The 18,257-nt window shown below is 56.0% G+C and carries 18 protein-coding genes and 1 pseudogene; 13 read left to right on the top strand and 6 right to left on the bottom strand.

All coding sequences use genetic code 11. From position 1 onward, the window contains the following. The coding region (locus tag B7364_RS18090) for a VOC family protein (RefSeq protein ID WP_232780788.1) at nucleotides 1-643 on the top strand (643 nt) is incomplete at its 5' end. Here B7364_RS18090 and B7364_RS03205 read toward each other — a convergent pair. Beyond that, nucleotides 640-1,677, bottom strand: coding sequence for a zinc-dependent alcohol dehydrogenase (locus tag B7364_RS03205; protein ID WP_085338500.1), 1,038 nt, complete (start codon nucleotides 1,675-1,677; stop codon nucleotides 640-642). The genes B7364_RS18090 and B7364_RS03205 overlap by 4 nt on opposite strands. 75 nt (nucleotides 1,678-1,752) lie before the next feature. On the opposite strand from B7364_RS03205, the gene B7364_RS03200 reads away from it, so the two are divergent. The 4 genes from B7364_RS03200 (at nucleotide 1,753) to B7364_RS03185 (ending at nucleotide 3,641) form a co-directional block, all read left to right on the top strand. Continuing rightward, nucleotides 1,753-2,349 carry a TetR/AcrR family transcriptional regulator gene (locus tag B7364_RS03200; RefSeq protein ID WP_085338499.1) on the top strand — a complete coding sequence of 199 codons (597 nt, stop codon included), beginning with the start codon at nucleotides 1,753-1,755 and terminating at the stop codon, nucleotides 2,347-2,349. Nucleotides 2,350-2,502: 153 nt separating this feature from the next. Beyond that, nucleotides 2,503-2,724, top strand: coding sequence for a tautomerase family protein (locus B7364_RS03195; protein ID WP_085338498.1), 222 nt, complete (start codon nucleotides 2,503-2,505; stop codon nucleotides 2,722-2,724). A 9-nt stretch (nucleotides 2,725-2,733) separates the two neighbouring features. Beyond that, a complete protein-coding gene (locus B7364_RS03190; protein WP_085338497.1) occupies nucleotides 2,734-3,024 on the top strand; it encodes a hypothetical protein in 291 nt (96 codons plus the stop codon). 89 nt (nucleotides 3,025-3,113) lie between these two features. Next, nucleotides 3,114-3,641: an MAPEG family protein gene (locus B7364_RS03185; RefSeq protein ID WP_157893455.1), complete on the top strand. Its 528-nt coding sequence runs from the start codon at nucleotides 3,114-3,116 to the stop codon at nucleotides 3,639-3,641. 7 nt (nucleotides 3,642-3,648) lie between these two features. On the opposite strand, the gene B7364_RS03180 is transcribed toward B7364_RS03185, so the two are convergent. Together B7364_RS03180 and B7364_RS03175 are read right to left on the bottom strand one after the other, a co-directional pair. Then, nucleotides 3,649-4,002 carry a hypothetical protein gene (locus tag B7364_RS03180; RefSeq protein WP_085338495.1) on the bottom strand — a complete coding sequence of 118 codons (354 nt, stop codon included), beginning with the start codon at nucleotides 4,000-4,002 and terminating at the stop codon, nucleotides 3,649-3,651. Then, the gene (locus tag B7364_RS03175) at nucleotides 3,999-5,234 is read right to left on the bottom strand and encodes a class I SAM-dependent methyltransferase (protein WP_085338507.1); all 1,236 of its coding nucleotides are present in this window, start codon (nucleotides 5,232-5,234) and stop codon (nucleotides 3,999-4,001) included. The genes B7364_RS03180 and B7364_RS03175 overlap by 4 nt, the downstream gene beginning before the upstream one ends. 112 nt (nucleotides 5,235-5,346) lie before the next feature. Between B7364_RS03175 and B7364_RS03170 the strand changes: the two genes are divergently transcribed. Beyond that, complete coding sequence (locus B7364_RS03170) at nucleotides 5,347-6,189, top strand: SDR family NAD(P)-dependent oxidoreductase (protein WP_085338494.1); 843 nt, start codon at nucleotides 5,347-5,349, stop codon at nucleotides 6,187-6,189. A gap of 20 nt (nucleotides 6,190-6,209) precedes the next feature. After that, nucleotides 6,210-6,599, top strand: a complete 390-nt coding sequence (locus tag B7364_RS03165) for a VOC family protein (protein WP_085338493.1) — start codon at nucleotides 6,210-6,212, stop codon at nucleotides 6,597-6,599. Here B7364_RS03165 and B7364_RS03160 read toward each other — a convergent pair. Beyond that, nucleotides 6,580-7,632, bottom strand: a complete 1,053-nt coding sequence (locus B7364_RS03160) for an acyltransferase family protein (RefSeq protein ID WP_269798754.1) — start codon at nucleotides 7,630-7,632, stop codon at nucleotides 6,580-6,582. The genes B7364_RS03165 and B7364_RS03160 overlap by 20 nt on opposite strands. Before the next feature lie 191 nt (nucleotides 7,633-7,823). Here B7364_RS03160 and B7364_RS03155 point away from each other — a divergent pair, with 191 nt between their 5' ends. Next, complete coding sequence (locus tag B7364_RS03155) at nucleotides 7,824-8,711, top strand: polysaccharide deacetylase family protein (RefSeq protein ID WP_085338491.1); 888 nt, start codon at nucleotides 7,824-7,826, stop codon at nucleotides 8,709-8,711. A 119-nt stretch (nucleotides 8,712-8,830) separates the two neighbouring features. Beyond that, nucleotides 8,831-11,674 carry a M16 family metallopeptidase gene (locus B7364_RS03150; RefSeq protein ID WP_198534015.1) on the top strand — a complete coding sequence of 948 codons (2,844 nt, stop codon included), beginning with the start codon at nucleotides 8,831-8,833 and terminating at the stop codon, nucleotides 11,672-11,674. Here the strand turns inward: B7364_RS03150 and epmA are convergent. Next, nucleotides 11,671-12,723 carry an EF-P lysine aminoacylase EpmA gene (gene epmA / locus B7364_RS03145; protein WP_085338489.1) on the bottom strand — a complete coding sequence of 351 codons (1,053 nt, stop codon included), beginning with the start codon at nucleotides 12,721-12,723 and terminating at the stop codon, nucleotides 11,671-11,673. The two genes, B7364_RS03150 and epmA, sit on opposite strands and share 4 nt — an antisense overlap. A 110-nt stretch (nucleotides 12,724-12,833) precedes the next feature. On the opposite strand from epmA, the gene efp reads away from it, so the two are divergent. The 3 genes from efp to B7364_RS03130 are packed head-to-tail and all read left to right on the top strand — an operon-like array spanning nucleotide 12,834 to nucleotide 16,027. Beyond that, on the top strand, nucleotides 12,834-13,406 hold the full coding sequence (gene efp / locus B7364_RS03140; RefSeq protein WP_085338506.1) for an elongation factor P: 573 nt from the start codon (nucleotides 12,834-12,836) through the stop codon (nucleotides 13,404-13,406). Between the two features lie 34 nt (nucleotides 13,407-13,440). Further along, a complete protein-coding gene (ggt, locus tag B7364_RS03135; protein WP_085338488.1) occupies nucleotides 13,441-15,192 on the top strand; it encodes a gamma-glutamyltransferase in 1,752 nt (583 codons plus the stop codon). Between the two features lie 49 nt (nucleotides 15,193-15,241). After that, nucleotides 15,242-16,027 carry an SDR family NAD(P)-dependent oxidoreductase gene (locus B7364_RS03130; RefSeq protein ID WP_085338487.1) on the top strand — a complete coding sequence of 262 codons (786 nt, stop codon included), beginning with the start codon at nucleotides 15,242-15,244 and terminating at the stop codon, nucleotides 16,025-16,027. A 111-nt stretch (nucleotides 16,028-16,138) separates the two neighbouring features. On the opposite strand, the gene rlmN is transcribed toward B7364_RS03130, so the two are convergent. Continuing rightward, nucleotides 16,139-17,326, bottom strand: a complete 1,188-nt coding sequence (gene rlmN, locus B7364_RS03125) for a 23S rRNA (adenine(2503)-C(2))-methyltransferase RlmN (RefSeq protein WP_085338505.1) — start codon at nucleotides 17,324-17,326, stop codon at nucleotides 16,139-16,141. 137 nt (nucleotides 17,327-17,463) lie between these two features. On the opposite strand from rlmN, the pseudogene phnC reads away from it, so the two are divergent. After that, nucleotides 17,464-18,252: pseudogene (gene phnC, locus B7364_RS18085) on the top strand (phosphonate ABC transporter ATP-binding protein); the annotation flags it as partial. Between the last annotated feature and the right edge of the window lie 5 nt (nucleotides 18,253-18,257).

Here is an 18,257-nt window from a genome sequence, read left to right as displayed (position 1 = left end):
ACAAAGCCGTCTCCAAATCACTCCGCGGCACCCGGAATTAACTCGAGAAGGCTCACAGCCTTGTGACCCACTTGGGTTACATCTGGCTGTGAGCCACCTTGCGGCCGAACTTACCTCGGGTAAAAGCTGGGGCATGTTCAAAATCCCGCCGCCCTTCGCAAGAGCAGCCTGGATGGGCCCGTTAGGGTTTTGCCTTCTGGCCCTTGCAGCCTGTCAACAAAGCCAAACCAGCCCAGCGGGATCCTCACCCTTACTGCAGGAGCCCCAAGCCATGGCCAATCCGGTCTATCATTTCGAAATCCCGGTCACCGACATGGACCGCGCCATTGCTTTTTATGAAGCCGTTCTTGGACTGAAACTTAATCGGGAAACTGTCGATGGCTATGAAATGGCCTTCTTCCCCCGCGCCGATGGTAGACCCGGCGCGAGTGGCGCCCTAGCAAAGGGTGACGTCTATGTCCCATCCAAGACCGGAACCATCGTCTATTTTGATGTCGCCGACATTGACCCCGTGCTTGAACGTGCGCTCGCGCGGGGAAGTAAAATCCTCTACCCAAAGAAGCATATCGGTGCTGGCGGCTATGTTGCCGAGATTGAAGATAGCGAAGGAAATCGCCTCGCACTTAACGCTTTAGCTGACTAATCTAGTTTGCCCCCGCCATAAAGGGCAGGTCGGGTCAAAATCGGTTTGAGACTGGGTTCTGCCAAGACCGTCGGCGCATCTTCGAAGGGGGCGATTTCAGACGTGACAGGACTGGGGTCAACGAGGCCACGGGCCACCCAATCGAGGGTCTCGGCCACATTGGGCCCGCCGCGTCCACGACCGGTGTAGAACCGGACCCCTGTGCGATACATGTCGAACAAGGGCATGGACACATCAGCGAAATGGCCGCCAACTGACGACACAATCCCCTCTGGCTCAACCGACCGAAGTGCACAGAGAAGCGAAGCTGCATGGGCGCTGGCATCCACGACGATGGGAAAGCTGCCAGCTTGGCGCGGCGGAGGACCTTCGATGACTTCCGCACCCAATCTGGCGGCGACGTCAAGACGGTGAGGGTCCTCATCCCGATAAACAACGCGTCCAGCCCCTGCGGCCCGAGCAAACATAACCGCATAGAGCGCAATCGACCCGCAACCGCCCATCACCAGCACGTCTGCGCCCGGGGTTTGGCGCAGGTGCGGAACGGTGAATTCAAACGCAAAGGGCAAGTTGTCGGCACCACTTGCAACCAGCTCAGGCGACACATGAGCTGGCACTTTGGTCAAGGCAAAATCCGCCTCGACCACATGCAGGGATTCCGAAAAAGTTCCGCCCCAATCGCCTAGCCCGGGTAACCCATACATGGCCCCCTTTTGATGGGTACGACAGGCATTGGGGCGCCCATCATGGCAGCGGTCGCAATGGGCGCACGAGATATGCCAATTGACAATCACAATGTCGCCCCGCTTGACCTTGGCCACGGCATCACCGACCGAGACCACTTCGGCCACACACTCATGCCCGATCGCGAATGGGCCGCGAAACGGTGCCTCTCCACGAATAATCAGGCGGTCAAGATCACATGTGGTCGCCGCAATCGGTCGCACAATGGCATCTCGCGGACCCTGCAGCGTCAATTCGGGTTGCTCTTGCCACATCAGATGGCCAGGCTTGAGGAAAATGAGAGCACGCATGCTTGACTCCTTTTATGACGATCACCATAATTCAGAGACTGGCGATGTCAATCAGGATGTGCAATCGGATAGTTTATGGGAAATTCAGAACATTCGCGCAATTTGGCCGTCGCGACCGCCGAACGCTTATTCCGTCAACAAGGCTATTCTGCGACTGGCCTTGCCCAGATCATCGCTGAAAGTGGCTCGCCGAAAGGCTCGTTCTATTATCTGTTTCCAGACGGCAAAGCCGAACTCGCCCTGCAAGTATTGGATCGCTATTGCGCGGCTGGCGCAAGCTTTCTCAAACATGCCGGAAAAGACCAGCCAAACGATGCAGGCCATTATATCCGAGCGGTTTGCGCCGGGCTTGGGGCAGAGATGGCCCAAAGTGGGTTCCAACTTGGCTGTGCCATGGCCAATATTGCCATGGATAAAGCCCTTGAAGACCCTGCTCTGGCCGCGCGCTTGCAAGCGGGCTTTACGCAATGGCAGGAAGCCCTAGCCAGCCAACTTAGCGCCCGCGGCCTATCCGTTAGAGAAGCAGACAAGCTCGCCTCTGCACTGCTTGCTGCCCTTGAGGGCGCACGGACGCTGGCCCGCGTACAAGGCTCGGCCGCCCCTTTTGAGGCAGTCGCAGACCTCTTTGCAAATATGGTTGATGCCCGTCACCAGTCGGGTCACTCTGTCTGAGCAGACCAAAAAAGAGTAAAAAGTCAATAAAAACAGTAAAGTGTTTAGAGACATGGATCTTCAGCTTAAGCCATTTGACAAATTATACTGATCACCATATTATGGTGATCACCATAGACATTCTGTCTAGGTTTTAGTTCTAGGGATCAACACATGCCCCTCATTCAAATTTCCGTTCCCGCCGGTTCGCTCGACGCCGCGACCAAAGCCAAAATGATTGAACTGGTCACCGATGCCAGTGTGACAGCTGAAGGCATTCCTGCCGCTCGCCAGTTCACTTGGGTCCATATCAATGAGGTGCCCGATGGCGGTTGGGGTATGGGCGGTCGTGCGCTGACGCTCGATATGATGAAAGCGGCCTTGGCCCCGAAATAAGGAGCCATTATGGGCCATCCTCTCCCTCCCACTGAGATCAGCCGTCGTGGCTTGCTCGCCCAAGGGTTGGTGGCAAGCGTTCTGGTCAGTTTGCCACTGGAACAGGGCCAAGCCGCCGTCACCTCGCCCTTCCCTCTCACCCTACGGATTGACCTCGATACGCCCTTTCAGAGTGTGGCTGCACAAAACCAGATCGTGCGTATCACAGAGGCGATCGCGAAAATCACTGGAAGCCTTCGGGTGAATTCAGCAGTCTGGGTGCATGTTTACAGCCGCCATCGAGAGGGCAAGCAAGGCTGAAACGGGGTATTCTGGTGGCCAAAGCTTCTATGCCTTGGGCTTTCGGCGGCGGTCACCAGCCTCTTTGAAGATGAATGGGGAGCAAAAACATGATCTTAAGGCAACAACAGGGCCTAATCGGCCTGCAAATCTTGATCTCAGTGCCTTGCCAGATCGCCTTTACCTATGTTGCTTTCCAGTCAGGGCTGTTTGCGGGCCCAGTCACCGATGATTTGGCCAACCGGATCGGCTTTGCGCTGCAAAACCAGCTCTTTGCGATTTTGACCTTATTGGCGATGATTGGCTTCATTGCCGGAGCTCGTCCATTGGCCAGCGATGTGATCGATGGGAATGATCAGGCTGAGCGCTTAGCCGTACAGGTGCGCATCCAGCGCAATACGCTGGAGCAATTCCTACTGCTGGCGACAGCGCATCTAGCCTTGGCAACTACGCTGCCTACCAGCCTTCTGCCCATTCTACCGGTGCTGGTGACCCTCTTTATTCTGGCGCGTATCATTTATTGGATCGGCTATTCGATCAATCCGATCTATCGGACCTTTGGCTTTGTTGCGACCTTTTATCCAAACATCGCCGCTCTGATTTGGGCGACCACGCTGGTGGTACAACTCCGCTTCTGAGCCATACTTAAACCTTCGCCAATTCGTCTGCGACTTCTTCGCTCGACGCCTCTTGCGCCTGCAAAGCCTCCCGCTCCTGCTGCAGGACTCGGAAGACGCGGGCAAGATATTCCTGTGTCCAAGCCCCACGCTCGTCAGCCTGCTGCTTGGTTGGTGTAAAGGTTTCAATTTCTTGGCGCGTAAGCACACCCGATTGCTCCAACAATCGTTCTAATGTGTCGGTCCGCTCGCGCACAACGGCCAATTCTTGGGCCAGCACCAAAACGATATTGGTCAGGCGCTCGACATCGGTATCCAAAAAGTACGGCCGCTTACCCTTTGACTTGGCGCCAGCGAGGACAAGGGGATCAATCTTGCTCATTTTACCGCTCCCACGACATGCCAAGCGGCTTTACGGCCATAATCTTCCTGCTTTGTGTCTTGCGCCGCCTGCGGGAATACGTCTGGATCAACCACAGCAGCCACGCCACCATGGATCAATTTGTCGGGGGCAAAACCCGCTGCCACCATCCAGCTATCGAGGTCGACCTCATGCATCTTGGTCCAGAATGGCTCGTTATTATAGAAAGCGTCCCAGTCGCGCATCGCCTGCTCAAACAAAGGCATTTCCGGGGTGTATTGCGGCTGCTCCACATGGAAGACGATCCCGCCCGGCTTTAATAAGCGATGGGTTTCCGCAAAAATCTTCGGCATGGAGGCATAGGAAGTCTCATGCAGAAACATGCACGAATGGATCATGTCAAAGCTCTCGTCGGCTAAATCCGATAGGTCGCTGACATCGCCTTGCACAAAGGTGATATTCTCGACGCCCATGGTCTTAGCCCGCGCCAAACCGTAGCGCAGCATCGGTGCACCCACATCAACAGCGACGACCTCTGCCTCTGGAAAGGCCTGTGCAATCGGTACTACATTATGGCCAAGGCCTGCACCAATATCGAGGATCCGCTGGGGCTTTAAATCAGGCAGGGCCTCTTTGACCCAAGCCGCAATCGCTTGACCACCGCCATCATTATAGCGACCCAACATGCCGCCCGTGGTGGCAAAAATGCCAATATCATAATTACAGGGCCCGGTGACATCGCCTTCAGCAAGCTCAGTATGATAGCTGCCGGGCATACAATGGTGGTCAATCGCCTCAACATAGCGGGGCAAAGGTAAGTCTGGTTTCAGCTTTAGGCGCTGATCATGTTCGGTCAGGGCCTTGGCTTTGGCGTTCAAGTGGTCAGCTTGGCGCAACGTCACCCAGCGACCAGCCTGTTGGCGGGTTTCCATCGTGGCTCGACGAAGCGCACTCCACCATTGGAACATGGGATCCTTGAGAAGCGCTTTGCGAACTTCATGGCGATCTTTGAAGCCGCGCCCTTGGGTCGCCATAAACTTGGGCTCAACGCGTGCATCAAAGGCTTCTTTGACGCCCGGCATAATCTGCGTCGACAAATGCCGATTCACATGCGCCAAGAAATTGAAGCGCGAAATCTCATCATGGCTCAGCTGAGGATACATGCCATGCTGGCCGACAACGCGGTAATCTGGTGGGCCGTCATAGGGACGCGCAGGCTGTGCTTTGGGCTTATCGCTGACAAGACTGGACATGCTCACATCTCCCGAGCCACACGCTGTGGCCATTTCCGTTCTAAATGATATACCTATTGCCAGATGAAAAGAGCGTGGCAACCTGTCGCACAACATTTTTTCGGAGATCACTATGGCAGACAAGCGTTTCTTAGGCAAAACAGCGGTTGTCACGGGGTCTGGACGACGCAAAGGCTTAGGTGAAGCTATTGTGCGTCGACTGGCCGCTGAGGGCGCAAACATCGTCCTTTCCGATATAGGCCGGGCGCGCGATGCGGCTACCGCGGCTCAACATGTAGGCCAGGAAGACGAGATGGCCGAGATCGCAAAGGAGATCGCCGCCTTTGGTGTTGGCGTTACAACCAAGGCCTGCGACGTACGCGTCCCTTCTGAGGTCGATGCTTTGGCCCAGCATGCGGTGGACACCTTCGGCAGCCTAGACATCTGGGTCAATAATGCTGGGATTGGCTATATTATGAAGCCACTTCTGGATGTGACCGAGGGCGACTGGGACGCCGTGATCGATGTAAATCTGAAGGGCTGCTTCTTTGGCATTCAAGCCGCAGCCAAGCGGATGATTGCAGCCGGGAAAGGCGGGCGCATTATCAATATAGCCAGCCAAGCGGCAAAGTCTGGCTTCCCACATGCCCAAGCCTATACCTCTTCCAAACATGGCTTAGTTGGATTGGCACGCTCAGCCGCAGTTGAATTGGGTGCCCACCAAATCACCGTGAACAATGTCTGCCCCAACCATGTGACAACAGGCCTTGGGGCTTGGCAAAATGAGTATTTTTCGAAAGTCGTGGGGGCGGCCTCTGTCGAAGATTATCTGAAAGCCATGGCGGCGCGCATTCCCTTGGGACGGCCTGGGCTGCCTGAAGATACGGCTGCCGCGGTGGCCTTCCTGTGCAGTGCCGATGCTGTGTATATTACCGGCGAAAGCATGAATGTGTCGGGCGGAGAAGAGCCTCACTAATCATCGACTTAGGAGGTTCCATGGCGTTTTTATCGGCGATTTCGATTCTGGTTGCAGACTATGATGAAGCCATTGCTTGGTACCGTTCCAAGCTTGGCTTTGAGCTGATCGTCGATACCCCCATGGGTGGGGGCAAACGGTGGGTCGTGGTCGCCCCAAGCCGTGAAGCCCAAACACGCATCATTCTGGCCAAAGCGTCCGGATCAGAGCAGACCGCCTTGATCGGTCGACAAATGGGCGGGCGGGTCGGTTTCTTCCTGCAGACAGACCGGTTTGACGAGGATTATGCCACCATGGTCGAGGCGGGTGTGGTGTTTCGGGAAGCGCCACGGCATGAAGCCTATGGGAAAGTCGTGGTGTTTGAAGATTGTTATGGCAATGGTTGGGACCTTATTGAGCCCGCCGACTAGACCCTCGCAACCACAGTCGTGCGGGCTCCTCAATCACATAATGGGCAAGCGCAGATACCAGCATTAATAGCCCCACCATAACAACAATCGTGAGAAGATTGATGGGTATTGGTGTGCCAAGAACGCCTGCAAGATTCTGCGTCGCCATAAAGACGGGCACATGCAGGATAAAGATCGCATAAGACCACCCGCCCAGCCTGACCATGAGGGGTGCGTCTAGGCCGGTGCCGACACCTGACGTGGGCTTTGTGACATCGCGCGCGGCTAGACCAATCACCAGAAGTGCACCCCCCAGAGCGACCATAGCTGTCGTCAAACCAAAAAAGGCTCCACTGACAGCGATCAAGGCTCCAAATAACAAGACCCGAAGCGCGTTGCGCGAGGATAAGTGCCACGTCTCAAAAACAACCCGAGCTGCCACGCCGACCAAAATGACAGAAGCCCCGCGCAAAATGCCCAGATCAGCGGTGGATTGCGTCATGGTACGGCCGAGAAGAAGGCGAAATCCCAAATCAATCAGCAAGACCAGCGCCACACTGAGGAAAAGGAACAACCAAGGCCGGTGCCGCAGCTTTGCAGCGATCCAAAGAAAGGCGGGAAACAGCAAATAGCCAAAAAATTCAGCACTAATGGTCCAGCCCGGAAAATTCCAAACCCCCGCACCCGGGACGCCCCAAGCCTGCAACAAGAAGATGTTAGCGACGAGCCCGAGAGTCGTGAAATTGCGGGCTTCATCGCCTTTTCCGACGAGATGGGCTGCCAAAACCAAGCCTGCCAAAATGGCGAGCGCCAAAAGATGTAATGGATAGAGCCGGGCAAAGCGGGCCCGCATAAACGTTGGAAAGTGAAATTTCGCTTTACTGCGTGCCCAATAGATATGGGCCAAGACAAAGCCAGACAGAACGAAGAATATATCCACGCGCGCTACGCCAGCCTTCATAATCGGCCAAGATCCAAAGCCTGCGTGATCGTACATGTCACCTAAATGGAAGACCGCAATCCAGATAGACAAAAGAAAACGGAGCCCAGTCAAACTGTCGAAAGTTTCGGGACGGGTATTAGTCAAAATAGGATTCCACAAATAGAATAAACGGATGGAGTAGCCATCCCTTGAGCTTAAGCCCTTGAAGAGACGTCCATCATGCGGCGGCGGGGTCTGCTTGACAAGGCCGCAGGCGGGCGGCAGGTCTGCGTCCTGCAATTCTAAAGCATAGGGCCGCGCTCATGACTGTCATCCCGTCCCATTTTTGTTGGCCCAATGGCACCAAGCTTGCCGTGTCTCTCGTAATCAATGTGGAAGAAGGGGCCGAACAAAACATTCGCGATGGCGATAAAGGGCCTGAACCCGTGGACGAATTAGGGGCGGTCCCTAACCGTCCCATGCGTGTTTATGGGAATGAAAGCAATTATCACTATGGCATCAAAGCAGGCTGGCCGAGGATTCGAGACCTGTTTGACTCCTATCAATTTGCACCCACGATCACAGCGGCCGCTTTGGCGCTGGAACGCGCACCGGAAGTCGCAGCCGATATTGTCGCGCGAAACTGGGAAGTTGCGGCCCATGGCTATCGCTGGAGCCACCAATTCTGGATGGATGAAGAAAAAGAACGCGCCTTTATCACAAAGGCCCGCGATTCCCTTGAGAAGACGACGGGGCAACGGCCCATGGGTTGGCTCTCACGTTATCTTGTGACCGACCAGACGCGGCGGATTTTGGCCGAAGAGGGCTTTACCTATCATATGGATGATTATTCCGGCGATATGCCCTTTTGGGACAGTGTTGAGACCCCGCAGGGGATGAAGCCCATGCTGATCACCCCCTATGCAATCGACACCAATGACATGAAAATGTGGGTCGCCCCGGCCATGCAGCCTTGGGATTGGGCAGAATATGCCATTCAGAGTTTCGACGCCCTGCTAGCCGAAGCCCGTCGCGGGCACGCGCGGGTCCTCAATATCGGCCTGCACTTGCGGATCGTAGGACGCCCGGGGCGCATTGGTGCCCTGGATCGCATTATGGCCCATATCAAAGCCCATGAGCCCGAGGTTTTCGTGGCCGGTCGCAATACGCTTGCGGAAGCCTTTGCCGCACAAGTTCCGTTTGGAACCTAACCGCGGGCGAAACCTTGCTGAAAAGTTACTTGACCGCAACGCGTGTGATCTCTTGACTACAAGCCAGTTTCCAATGCGCCAAAGGATTAGCTCTGGCGTCCTTTTGAATGGAGTATTTTATGCGTCGATTGACAAAAGCCCTCTTGGTTTCCCTCATTGCTTTATCGGCGCAGCCAGCCTTGGCCCAGATCGCGCCCCTGCCTGGCTTTCCGCAAGACCGCTACAAGGACTTTAAACCCGACCCAGCTGTGACCTATGGAATCCTGCCCAACGGGATGCGCTATGCGATCAAGAAGTGGCCAACCCCAAAGGGCGAAGTCGCCATTCGTCTGCGCATTGCGGCAGGCTCGCTCAATGAAGAGGACAATCAGTCCGGCCTCGCCCACTTTCTAGAGCACATGGCGTTTAATGGCTCTGAAAATGTGCCTGAGAGTGAGTTTGACAAAATTCTCGCCCGGGAAGGCTTGGCCTTTGGCCCAGATACCAATGCCTATACCAGCTGGGACGAGACGGTTTATCAATTAGACATGCCCAAGGCGGAAAGGCTGGAACTGGGTCTGTCCATGATGCGCGAAACAGCCGGACGGCTGACCCTCAATCCAGAAGCGATTGATCGCGAGAGAGGGATTATCCAATCTGAAGAGAGGGCGCGTGAAAACCCAGGCTTCCGCCAATTCCGCGCCTTTGCCGCGCAAGCCCTAGATGGTACCCGTATCCCAAGCCGCTTTCCCATTGGCGACATGAAAGTGGTGCGCGAAGCCCCAAGAGAGCGCTTTGTCGATCTCTATAAGCGGTTTTACACCCCTCAGCGTGCGTTTCTGGTTGTAGTAGGTGATGTCGACCCAAAGGCCGCTGAAGCCCTGATCAAGGCGCAATTCGCCAATTGGGAACAACCCAAAGACGCAGGCAAGGACCCTAACTTGGGCACCCCAAAGCGCGAACCAGGTTCGGTGAAGATATTTTTGGAGCCCCAGCTCGCAACCGCCGTCAGCCTGTTCAATGTAAAGCCCTATGTCGCCAAACCAGACACCAGCGCCAATCGGCGCGAGGACCTGCTCTTGGCCCTTGCGCATCGCATGGTGAATACACGGCTAGAGCGGATTGCGCGGCGCGAGGGCTCACCCATCACAAGTGCGTCCATCAGCTCAGGCGCATGGTTTGATGCGGCACGTATCGCGTCAATCGAAGCCACGGCAACCACACCTGCCAAATGGCGTGAAGCGCTCGATATTGCGGATGGCGAGTTGCGCCGCGCCTTAAGCTTTGGCTTCACGGCGGATGAGTTTTCGGTCGCTTTAGCCGACACGCGCGAGGGATATCGCCGGGCCGCTGCTCAAGCCGGGGCGGCCAGATCCGCTGATCTGGTCGATGAAATCCTCTCGAGCTTTGGTGAGGACGCAGTTCTTACCACGCCAGCGGATGATTTGGCTTGGTTTGAAAAGGTAGCCAGCACTTTGAACCCGCAAGCGGCTTTGGCGGAGTTAAAAAAGGCCTGGGGTACAGATGTGCCAGAGCTATTTGTTTCAACAGGCGAGGCCATAGAGGGCGGTGAAGCCGCTGTTCAAACCACCTACCAAGCCCTGCGCGCCAAACCCGTCAGCGCGCCTAAAGCGGAAGCTAAAGCGCTATGGGACTATGTGAACTTCGGTCCGAAAGGGACCGTGACCGAGGCAGTCCTCTTGGCAGACCTAGGCGTCACCCAAATGCGCTTTGCCAATCAGGTGCGCCTCATTGTCAAGCCAACCAAGTTTGAGGAAGGCCGCGTCCGCGTCCAAGTCAATTTTGGCGAAGGACAATTGGCACTTCCCGCAGACCAGCCGGGCCTGGCCTTCGCCATTGATGCAGCCTTTATCGCAGGCGGACTTGGCAAGTTAGATGCGGATGCGCTGGAGCGGGCATTGGCCGGGCGAAGCGTTGGACAGGGCTTCTTCATTGGCGAAGAAAGCTTCAGTTTCGCCAGCTCAACCACCGATGCGGATTTGGGACTGCAAATGCAGGTATTTGCCGCTTTCTTGACGGACCCTGCATGGCGACCCAATGGTATTGCACGCCTAAAGGCCTCAAAAGACGCGATTTATCGCCAGATTGATACGACGCCGGGCAGCGTCTGGGGCACGCAAGGCGAATATGTCCTGCTTGCCAACAACCCGCGCTTTGCCTTCCCAACCGCAGAACAATTTGACCAATTGACCTTGGAAAAGGCCAAGTCCGTTGTGGATGCGGCGCGAAAAAATTCCGCGATTGAAATCTTGATCGTCGGCGACACCACGGTGGAGGCAGCCCGTGACGCCGTGGCGGCCACGTTCGGGGCTTTGCCGGCGCGCTTGGCCACGCCACCTGCCTTGGCAGAGGCGCGCAAAGTTGAATTCCCCGCAGGTCGAGGCACGACCATCCTGAACCACAAGGGTCGGCCAGACCAGTCTCTCGCCATGGTCTATTGGCCCATGCGCGATTATGGCGACGGACGCGAGGCACGCGGTGTTCGCATTCTGACGGCTATCCTTCAAAACCGACTGACCGAGGTGATACGGGAAGAATTGGGCGAGACGTATTCGCCCGGTGTCGATTGGGCACCGTCTCGTGTCTACCCGGGCTATGGCCGAATTGGCGCCCTCGCGGAAGTCAAGCCGGAGGATAGCGATAAGGTCATTGCCGCTATGGAAGCGATTGCTGCAGATTTGGCCGCCGGAAAGATCGAGGATGACCTGTTCCAACGAGCACGCCGGCCCTTGATCGCCGATTTCGATGAAACAACGGCCAATAATCCATGGTGGCTGGGCGCTCTAGATCAAGCCAGCTTTGACCGCCAGCGCCTTGTGCGTATTCGTGAGGCGAAGGATCACTATGCTTCAACGACATTGGAAGACGTGAAAGCTTTGGCTAAGCGCTATTTGGACCCATCCAAAGCCCGCTTGATCAAGGTATTGCCGACGCCTGCTACAAAAGAGGCCCAAAAGCCCTAAACGACCCCCGTCCAAAGGACGTCATCGAGGCGGCGGGCGCCACTTGCCAAGACCGCCAAACGATCAAAGCCCAAGGCCACCCCGCTGGCCTTGGGCATTTTTGTAAGGGCGGCCAGAAAATCCTCGTCTAATGGATAGCGCTCGCCATAAATGGCTTGCTTCGCTTCCATATCAGCTTCAAAGCGGGCACGTTGCTCAACCGCATCGGTCAGTTCGCCAAAGCCATTGGCAAGCTCTACGCCACAGACATAGAGTTCAAAACGTTCCGCCACCCGCGGATCAGACGGGTTCTTACGGGCCAAAGCGGCCTCACTGATAGGATAGGAATGCAAGACGCATGGGGCGTCAAAACCCAGATTGGGCTCGATCTTCTGCACTAGGATTTTGGAAAAGAGATCAGACCATGTGTCTGACTCATCCGTCGAGACCCCGGTTTGGATGGCTTGGGTGCGCAAATGGCTTACGTCTTCTTGGCCATGTACGTCGATACTGGCCAGAAGGTCGATTTGGGCGTAGCGATCAAAGGCTTCTGCTAAGCTGAGACTTATGGGTTCGGCGGCAAGCGGCACGTGATGGCCGCGCCACGTGAAGTGGCTGGTTGGCACAGCCATGGCCGCCACCCGCAATAGGGCAAGGCAATCTTCAATCACGACCTGCCAGTCAGCACCAGCCCGATACCATTCCAGCATGGTGAACTCGGTGGCATGCAAGGGGCCCGCCTCGCGATTACGAAACACTCGGGCAAAATCGAAGATTTTTTCCTCGCCCGCCGCCAAAAGTTTCTTGCAGGCAAGTTCGGGGCTTGTGTGTAGATAGAGCGGTGTTGCCGCCCCGTCTGGGGCAAGCCTTGTTGTTGCAAGACCATGCAAATGGGTCTCATTGCCGGGGGAAACCTGCAATTGTCCGGCCTCGATTTCACAAAAGCCTTCAGCCTCGAACCAGGCACGCATCGCCTTTTTGATCCGGTTGCGCGCCAGTAGAAAGGGCCTGCGATCGGCATGGCGATTGGCCTCCCACCAAGGGCTCTGCGGCACATCTGATCGACTCATGCGTCACCCATTTGGCGGATTGAGCGAGAAAGGTTAGAAGGCGCCCACATCACAAGATTTCCATGCTTTGGGCCGAAGTCGGATCAAAGCTCAGCACTGAAAGACAGATTATGGTCAAGGTCATCGCCTCCAGCCTTCGCAAAGGCAATGTTGTCGAACATACAGACGGCAAACTCTATGTCATTTTGACAACCCAGAACATCCATCCCGGCAAAGGCACGCCGGTGACCCAGGTCGAAATGCGTCGCATCACCGACGGCATCAAAATGACCGAGCGCTTTAAGACCACAGACCAAGTGGAAAAGGCCTTCGTGGAAGAAAGCAAGTTTAACTATCTCTATGACGATGGCACCGCCCACGTCTTTATGAACCCAGACAATTATGAGCAGGTTTTGGTTCCTCATGCGGTCTTGGGCGACGACGCGGCCTATCTGCAAGAAAACATGGAAGTTTATCTGACAATCTTCAACGAAACCCCACTGGCGGCTGTTTTGCCAACCCGCGTGACTTTGGAAATCGTCGATACCGAGCCCACCATGAAGGGTCAAACCGCTTCTTCGTCCTACAAGCCTGCTATGCTTTCAAACGGCGTACGCACCATGGTGCCTCCTTATATTGCAACCGGCACACGCATTGTCGTTCTCACTGAGGATGGCTCTTACGTTGAGCGCGCAAAGGACTAAGCTGCAGGCTTGCTAGTAGGGTGGAGGGGATAATATGCGCCAAATTCTAGTTTCCGGTTTGGCGCTCTGCCTCGCTGCCTGTGCGGCAAGTCCAACTGCCACGCCCCCAATAGCTCTCAAGCCCGCAGCCACGATGCCCGAGGCTAAGCCTGGAGGCGTGTGGACGCATGGCGGCATGATCGCAGCAGCCAACCCCCTGGCGGTGGAAGCCGGTCTTGAAATCCTGCGCGCGGGTGGGTCGGCGGTTGATGCGGCAATTGCCGTGCAAACGGCCTTGGGTTTGGTTGAACCTCAATCCAGCGGCATAGGTGGCGGCTCTTTCATGCTGCATTATGACGCTGAGACGGGCGATGTGGTGGCCTATGATGGTCGCGAAGTGGCCCCAGCCGCAGCTACTGACCGCTTGTTTCTAGACGATGCGGGCAACCCCTTACCCTTTTGGACTGCGGTTAAGTCTGGTCGCTCGCAAGGTGTGCCAGGGGCAGTCGCGATGCTACATATGGCATGGGAAGAGCATGGCAAACTGCCATGGAGCCGCAGCTTTCAACCCGCGATTAAACTGGCAAGCGACGGATTTATGATTTCACCGCGCTTGAACGGTGTTGCCACCCAACTCAAGCGCATCACCGAACCCGGTCCTGATGTGATGTCCTATCTGATGGATAGCACAGGTACACCCCTGCCCGCCGGCACGCTTTTGAAAAATGCGGCCTATGCCGACACGCTAACCCAAATTGCCAATCAAGGGCCAAAGGCCTTTTATGAGGGCCCGATTGCAGCCGACATCGTTGCGCGGTCTGGACAAGCACCGATGCCCGGCACCTTGTCGCTGGAAGATTTAAAAGCCTATAAGCCCAACAAGCTTGAGCCGATATGCCGCGCTTATCGAGCGCGCAAAGTGTGCGGGATGGGGCCACCCTCTTCTGGCGGCATTGGTGTGATGGCCACCCTGGGTATCTTAGAAAACTTCGACATGGGCGCGACCGGCCCAAATGATCCCCTTGGCTGGCATCGCTTCATTGAAGCCCAGCGCTTGGCCTATGTTGATCGCGACACCTATGTTGCAGATGACCGCTATGTGGCTGTGCCTATCGCAGGCCTGCTCGATGCAACCTATCTGAAGAGCCGCGCCGCCCTCATCTCCGACTCCGCAACCATGAAGTCGGTTGAACCTGGCGAGCCCCCCGGCGCGGTCAAGCGCGGTCGGGATGCAACCGGTAACGTATTTGGCACAACCCATTTCGTGATCGTCGATCAGCGTGGCAATGTTGTGTCGATGACCACAACGGTTGAAAGCCTGTTTGGTTCGCAACGCATGGTTCGCGGTTTCTTCCTGAATAACCAATTGACTGACTTCTCCTTCCGCAATGTCGATGCGAATGGCGAGCCAATTGCCAATGCGCCCGCAGGCGGCAAGAAGCCCCGCTCGAGCATGGCCCCCACCATCGTCTTCGATAAGGACGGCCATTTTGAACTGGCAGTAGGCTCACCTGGCGGCAATGCCATCATTGCTTATGTGGCCAAAGCCATGGTGGGCATGTTAGATTGGAACATGTCGCCCCAAGATGCAGTCGCGCTGCCCAATATTGTCGCACGCTCTAGCCCCGTGGCACTCGATCGCACGCGGGCAAGCCCTGAATTGATTAAGGGCCTAGAAGCCTTGGGCCAAACGTTCCGCGATGGCGGCGGGGCCGAGGGTTCTGGCCTGCATGTGGTTCGCCTGACGCCACAAGGCCTTGTTGGTGGTGCTGATCCCCGCCGTGAAGGGGTGGCCCGCAAGCCTTAAGCTTCGACGCGAACATACCAAACCTAAAAATTAACTCGGGAGAACGGCCATGTTTGAGAAATTGTTTTCACTGGAAGAGCGCGTCGCCTTGGTCACGGGCGGATCGAAAGGCATTGGCCGCATGATCGCAGAGGGCTTTTTGGCCCAAGGCGCTAAAGTCTATATCACGGCGCGCAAAGCCGACCAGTGCTTAGCCGCCGCTGAAGAAATGTCCAAAGGTGGGCGGAGCTGCACCGCTATTCCGGGCGATTTATCAACCCTCGAAGGGGTGAAGGCGCTGGCAGACACCATTGCGGAACTGGAAGATCATCTCGACATTCTGGTCAATAATGCCGGCACGATCTGGATGGCCCCACTGGATTCCTATCCCGCAAAGGGCTGGGACAAGGTGATGGACTTGAACGTCAAAAGCCCCTTCTTCTTGATCCAAGCCTTATTGGGTCATTTGAAGGCCGCTGCGAAACCTGGCCAACCCGCCAAGGTCATCAATATCACGTCGATCGATGGCATCACGGTCAATTCCGTCGACACCTTTGCCTATCAGGCCAGTAAAGCCGCCTTCGCCCATCTAACCAAGCGGCTTGCAGCAGACCTGATCAAGCACAATATCGTGGTTTCGGCCCTAGCACCCGGGGCCTTTGCTTCAGACCTCAATACGATCGCACGTGACCATGGTGACATGGTGGCTGCAGCCATCCCTGCCAAGCGGGTCGGCACGACCGAAGATATGGCAGGCACGGCAATCTACCTCGCCTCCCGCGCTGGCGACTATATGGTCGGCGAAGCAGTCATTATTGACGGGGGTCTAACAGCGATTGGTCGCGGTCAAGGGTGAGAACTTCTCACCCTGTCCGCGCAACATGAAAAGACTGCTTGAGAACGGCTTAATGCGCCACTTTACTGGCATTGAAGCCGCTTCCGCAATTTGTCGCGTTATATTAGGCGGCTAGGACGCTTCGACGGCAGTCGCAAGCCGTTCCTTCAACGCCACGCTAGCGCGGGTTTTCACGCTTTCGCTGCGCAATTGTCCGCAGGCAGCCAAAATATCGCGCCCGCGCGGCGTGCGAATGGGCGCGGAATAGCCCGCCCGGTTCACAATATCGGCGAAGGCATGAATGGTTTTCCAGTCCGAGCACTCATAGGCTGTTCCCGGCCACGGATTGAATGGGATTAAATTCACCTTAGCCGGGATGCCAGAGAGTAATTTCACCAGAGCCCGGGCTTCGGCCGGGCTATCATTGACACCTTTCAGCATCACATATTCGAACGTCACACGCTTGGCATTGTTCAAGCCTGGATAAGCCCGGATCCCCGCCATCAATTCTTCAAGGGGGTATTTCTTGTTGAGCGGAACCAAAACATCGCGCAAGTCATCATTCGTCGCATGAAGACTGATCGCCAGCATCGCGCCTGTCTTCGTACCCAACTCTTCGAGCTTTGGCACCACACCCGAAGTCGACACCGTGATGCGGCGACGGCCAATTGAAATACCTTCCCCATCGCTGATGAGATCAATCGCCTTGGCCACTTCATCAAGATTATAAAGCGGCTCACCCATGCCCATGAAGACAATATTGGTCAAAGCGCGACCATCTGTTGTCGAAGGCCATTCGTCCAAATCATCGCGTGCGATCATGACTTGGGCGACGATTTCAGCTGCCGTTAAATTACGCACCAGTTTCTGCGTACCAGTGTGACAAAAGGTACAGGTCAAAGTGCAGCCGACTTGGCTCGACACACACAAGGCACCAGAACGCGCTACGTCTGGGATGAAAACCGTCTCAAACTCCACACCGGGGGCAGAGCGTATCAACCATTTGCGGGTGCCATCGGCAGAAACCAGACGCTCAATCACTTCGGGTCGATCAAGACTGTGATGGGCTTCCAGCAGGGCGCGCAAATCTTTGCCGATGTCGGTCATCACGTCAAAATCGCGCGCGCCAAAGAAATAGACCCAACGCCAGATTTGCTGCGCCCGCATCTTAGCCTTTTTGGGCTCCACGCCCAAGGCAATCACCGCTTCGCGCATTTCGGCCAAAGTCAGTCCGACAAGCGAAGTCCGCGTCGACATGGGTGTCGAAACAGGGCCGGCCGCCGCGCTGGGCCGATGGGAAAGATCGAGGGTTACGGTCATGCGCGGGCCCATAGCACGGAAACAGCAGCGCTAAAAGCTGGCCGCGCCGTCGCTGTCACAGAACCGTCATACAGTGACCTCGTGACTCTGACGACAAACCCGCTAAACAGGCTGGGCATGATCGCTTGTGGGGAAGTATGACAGCTCCAGTTCTTGAGGCCAAAGGCCTGTTTCGAACCTATGGTGCCCGTAAGGCACTCAATAATGTATCCATTACGGTCCATCCCGGGGAAATGGTGGCCCTTATCGGGCCGTCTGGGTCTGGCAAGTCGACCTTGCTTCGTAATGCAACTGGCCTGATCACCACCGACGAAGGCACGGGCGAAGTCAATTTGCTTGGCATTTCGGTACAGAAGAACGGCAAATTGTCAGAATCGGTGCGCCAAGCCCGGGCGCGGGTCGGTTTTGTCTTTCAGCAATTCAACTTAGTTGGCCGGCTCAGCCTGTTCCAAAACGTCATGCTGGGTTCTTTGGGGCGTCTGCCCTTCGTCCAAGGCTTCTTTGGCCAGTGGCCGCAAGCCGATCAAGAACGCGCCATGCAAGCTTTAGCCCGCGTGGGTGTTGCCGATTATGCAGCCCAGCGCGCCAACACCTTGTCGGGTGGCCAGCAACAACGTGGCGCAATTGCGCGGGCCTTGGTGCAGGGGGCGGAAGCCATTTTCTTAGATGAGCCTGTCGCGTCACTGGACCCAGTATCGGCACGCAAAGTGATGGAGCTCTTGCGCGACCTCAATCAGCGCGATGGCGTTACCGTGATCGTCACGCTGCACCAAATCGACTATGCGACAAAATTCTGCGACCGAATTGTCGCGCTCAAGGCCGGACAGATTGTCTATGACGGCCCCAAAGACGGCCTCACCCGTGACCGACTGATTGAAATTTATGGCGCAGAGTTTGACGAAGAAACCGGCGACGCGGCACCAAAGGAGGA

The sequence above is a fragment of the Aquidulcibacter paucihalophilus genome, assembly GCF_002105465.1.
GTDB classification, from domain to species: domain Bacteria; phylum Pseudomonadota; class Alphaproteobacteria; order Caulobacterales; family Aquidulcibacteraceae; genus Aquidulcibacter; species Aquidulcibacter paucihalophilus.
The sequence above is the reverse complement of the archived record's forward strand: the minus strand, read 5'-3'. Positions and strand labels throughout refer to the sequence as shown.

Excerpts from the sequence above, each read along its gene's own strand:
- B7364_RS03185 (WP_157893455.1), top strand. The coding sequence starts at position 3,114 with ATGATCTTAAGGCAACAACAGGGCCTAATCGGCCTGCAAATCTTGATC.
- B7364_RS03175 (WP_085338507.1), bottom strand. The coding sequence starts at position 5,234 with ATGTCCAGTCTTGTCAGCGATAAGCCCAAAGCACAGCCTGCGCGTCCC.
- B7364_RS03200 (WP_085338499.1), top strand. The coding sequence starts at position 1,753 with ATGGGAAATTCAGAACATTCGCGCAATTTGGCCGTCGCGACCGCCGAA.
- B7364_RS03165 (WP_085338493.1), top strand. The coding sequence starts at position 6,210 with ATGGCGTTTTTATCGGCGATTTCGATTCTGGTTGCAGACTATGATGAA.
- B7364_RS03195 (WP_085338498.1), top strand. The coding sequence starts at position 2,503 with ATGCCCCTCATTCAAATTTCCGTTCCCGCCGGTTCGCTCGACGCCGCG.
- B7364_RS03155 (WP_085338491.1), top strand. The coding sequence starts at position 7,824 with ATGACTGTCATCCCGTCCCATTTTTGTTGGCCCAATGGCACCAAGCTT.
- efp (WP_085338506.1), top strand. The coding sequence starts at position 12,834 with ATGGTCAAGGTCATCGCCTCCAGCCTTCGCAAAGGCAATGTTGTCGAA.
- ggt (WP_085338488.1), top strand. The coding sequence starts at position 13,441 with ATGCGCCAAATTCTAGTTTCCGGTTTGGCGCTCTGCCTCGCTGCCTGT.
- B7364_RS03190 (WP_085338497.1), top strand. The coding sequence starts at position 2,734 with ATGGGCCATCCTCTCCCTCCCACTGAGATCAGCCGTCGTGGCTTGCTC.
- B7364_RS03180 (WP_085338495.1), bottom strand. The coding sequence starts at position 4,002 with ATGAGCAAGATTGATCCCCTTGTCCTCGCTGGCGCCAAGTCAAAGGGT.
- B7364_RS03150 (WP_198534015.1), top strand. The coding sequence starts at position 8,831 with ATGCGTCGATTGACAAAAGCCCTCTTGGTTTCCCTCATTGCTTTATCG.
- B7364_RS03205 (WP_085338500.1), bottom strand. The coding sequence starts at position 1,677 with ATGCGTGCTCTCATTTTCCTCAAGCCTGGCCATCTGATGTGGCAAGAG.
- rlmN (WP_085338505.1), bottom strand. The coding sequence starts at position 17,326 with ATGACCGTAACCCTCGATCTTTCCCATCGGCCCAGCGCGGCGGCCGGC.
- B7364_RS03130 (WP_085338487.1), top strand. The coding sequence starts at position 15,242 with ATGTTTGAGAAATTGTTTTCACTGGAAGAGCGCGTCGCCTTGGTCACG.
- epmA (WP_085338489.1), bottom strand. The coding sequence starts at position 12,723 with ATGAGTCGATCAGATGTGCCGCAGAGCCCTTGGTGGGAGGCCAATCGC.
- B7364_RS03170 (WP_085338494.1), top strand. The coding sequence starts at position 5,347 with ATGGCAGACAAGCGTTTCTTAGGCAAAACAGCGGTTGTCACGGGGTCT.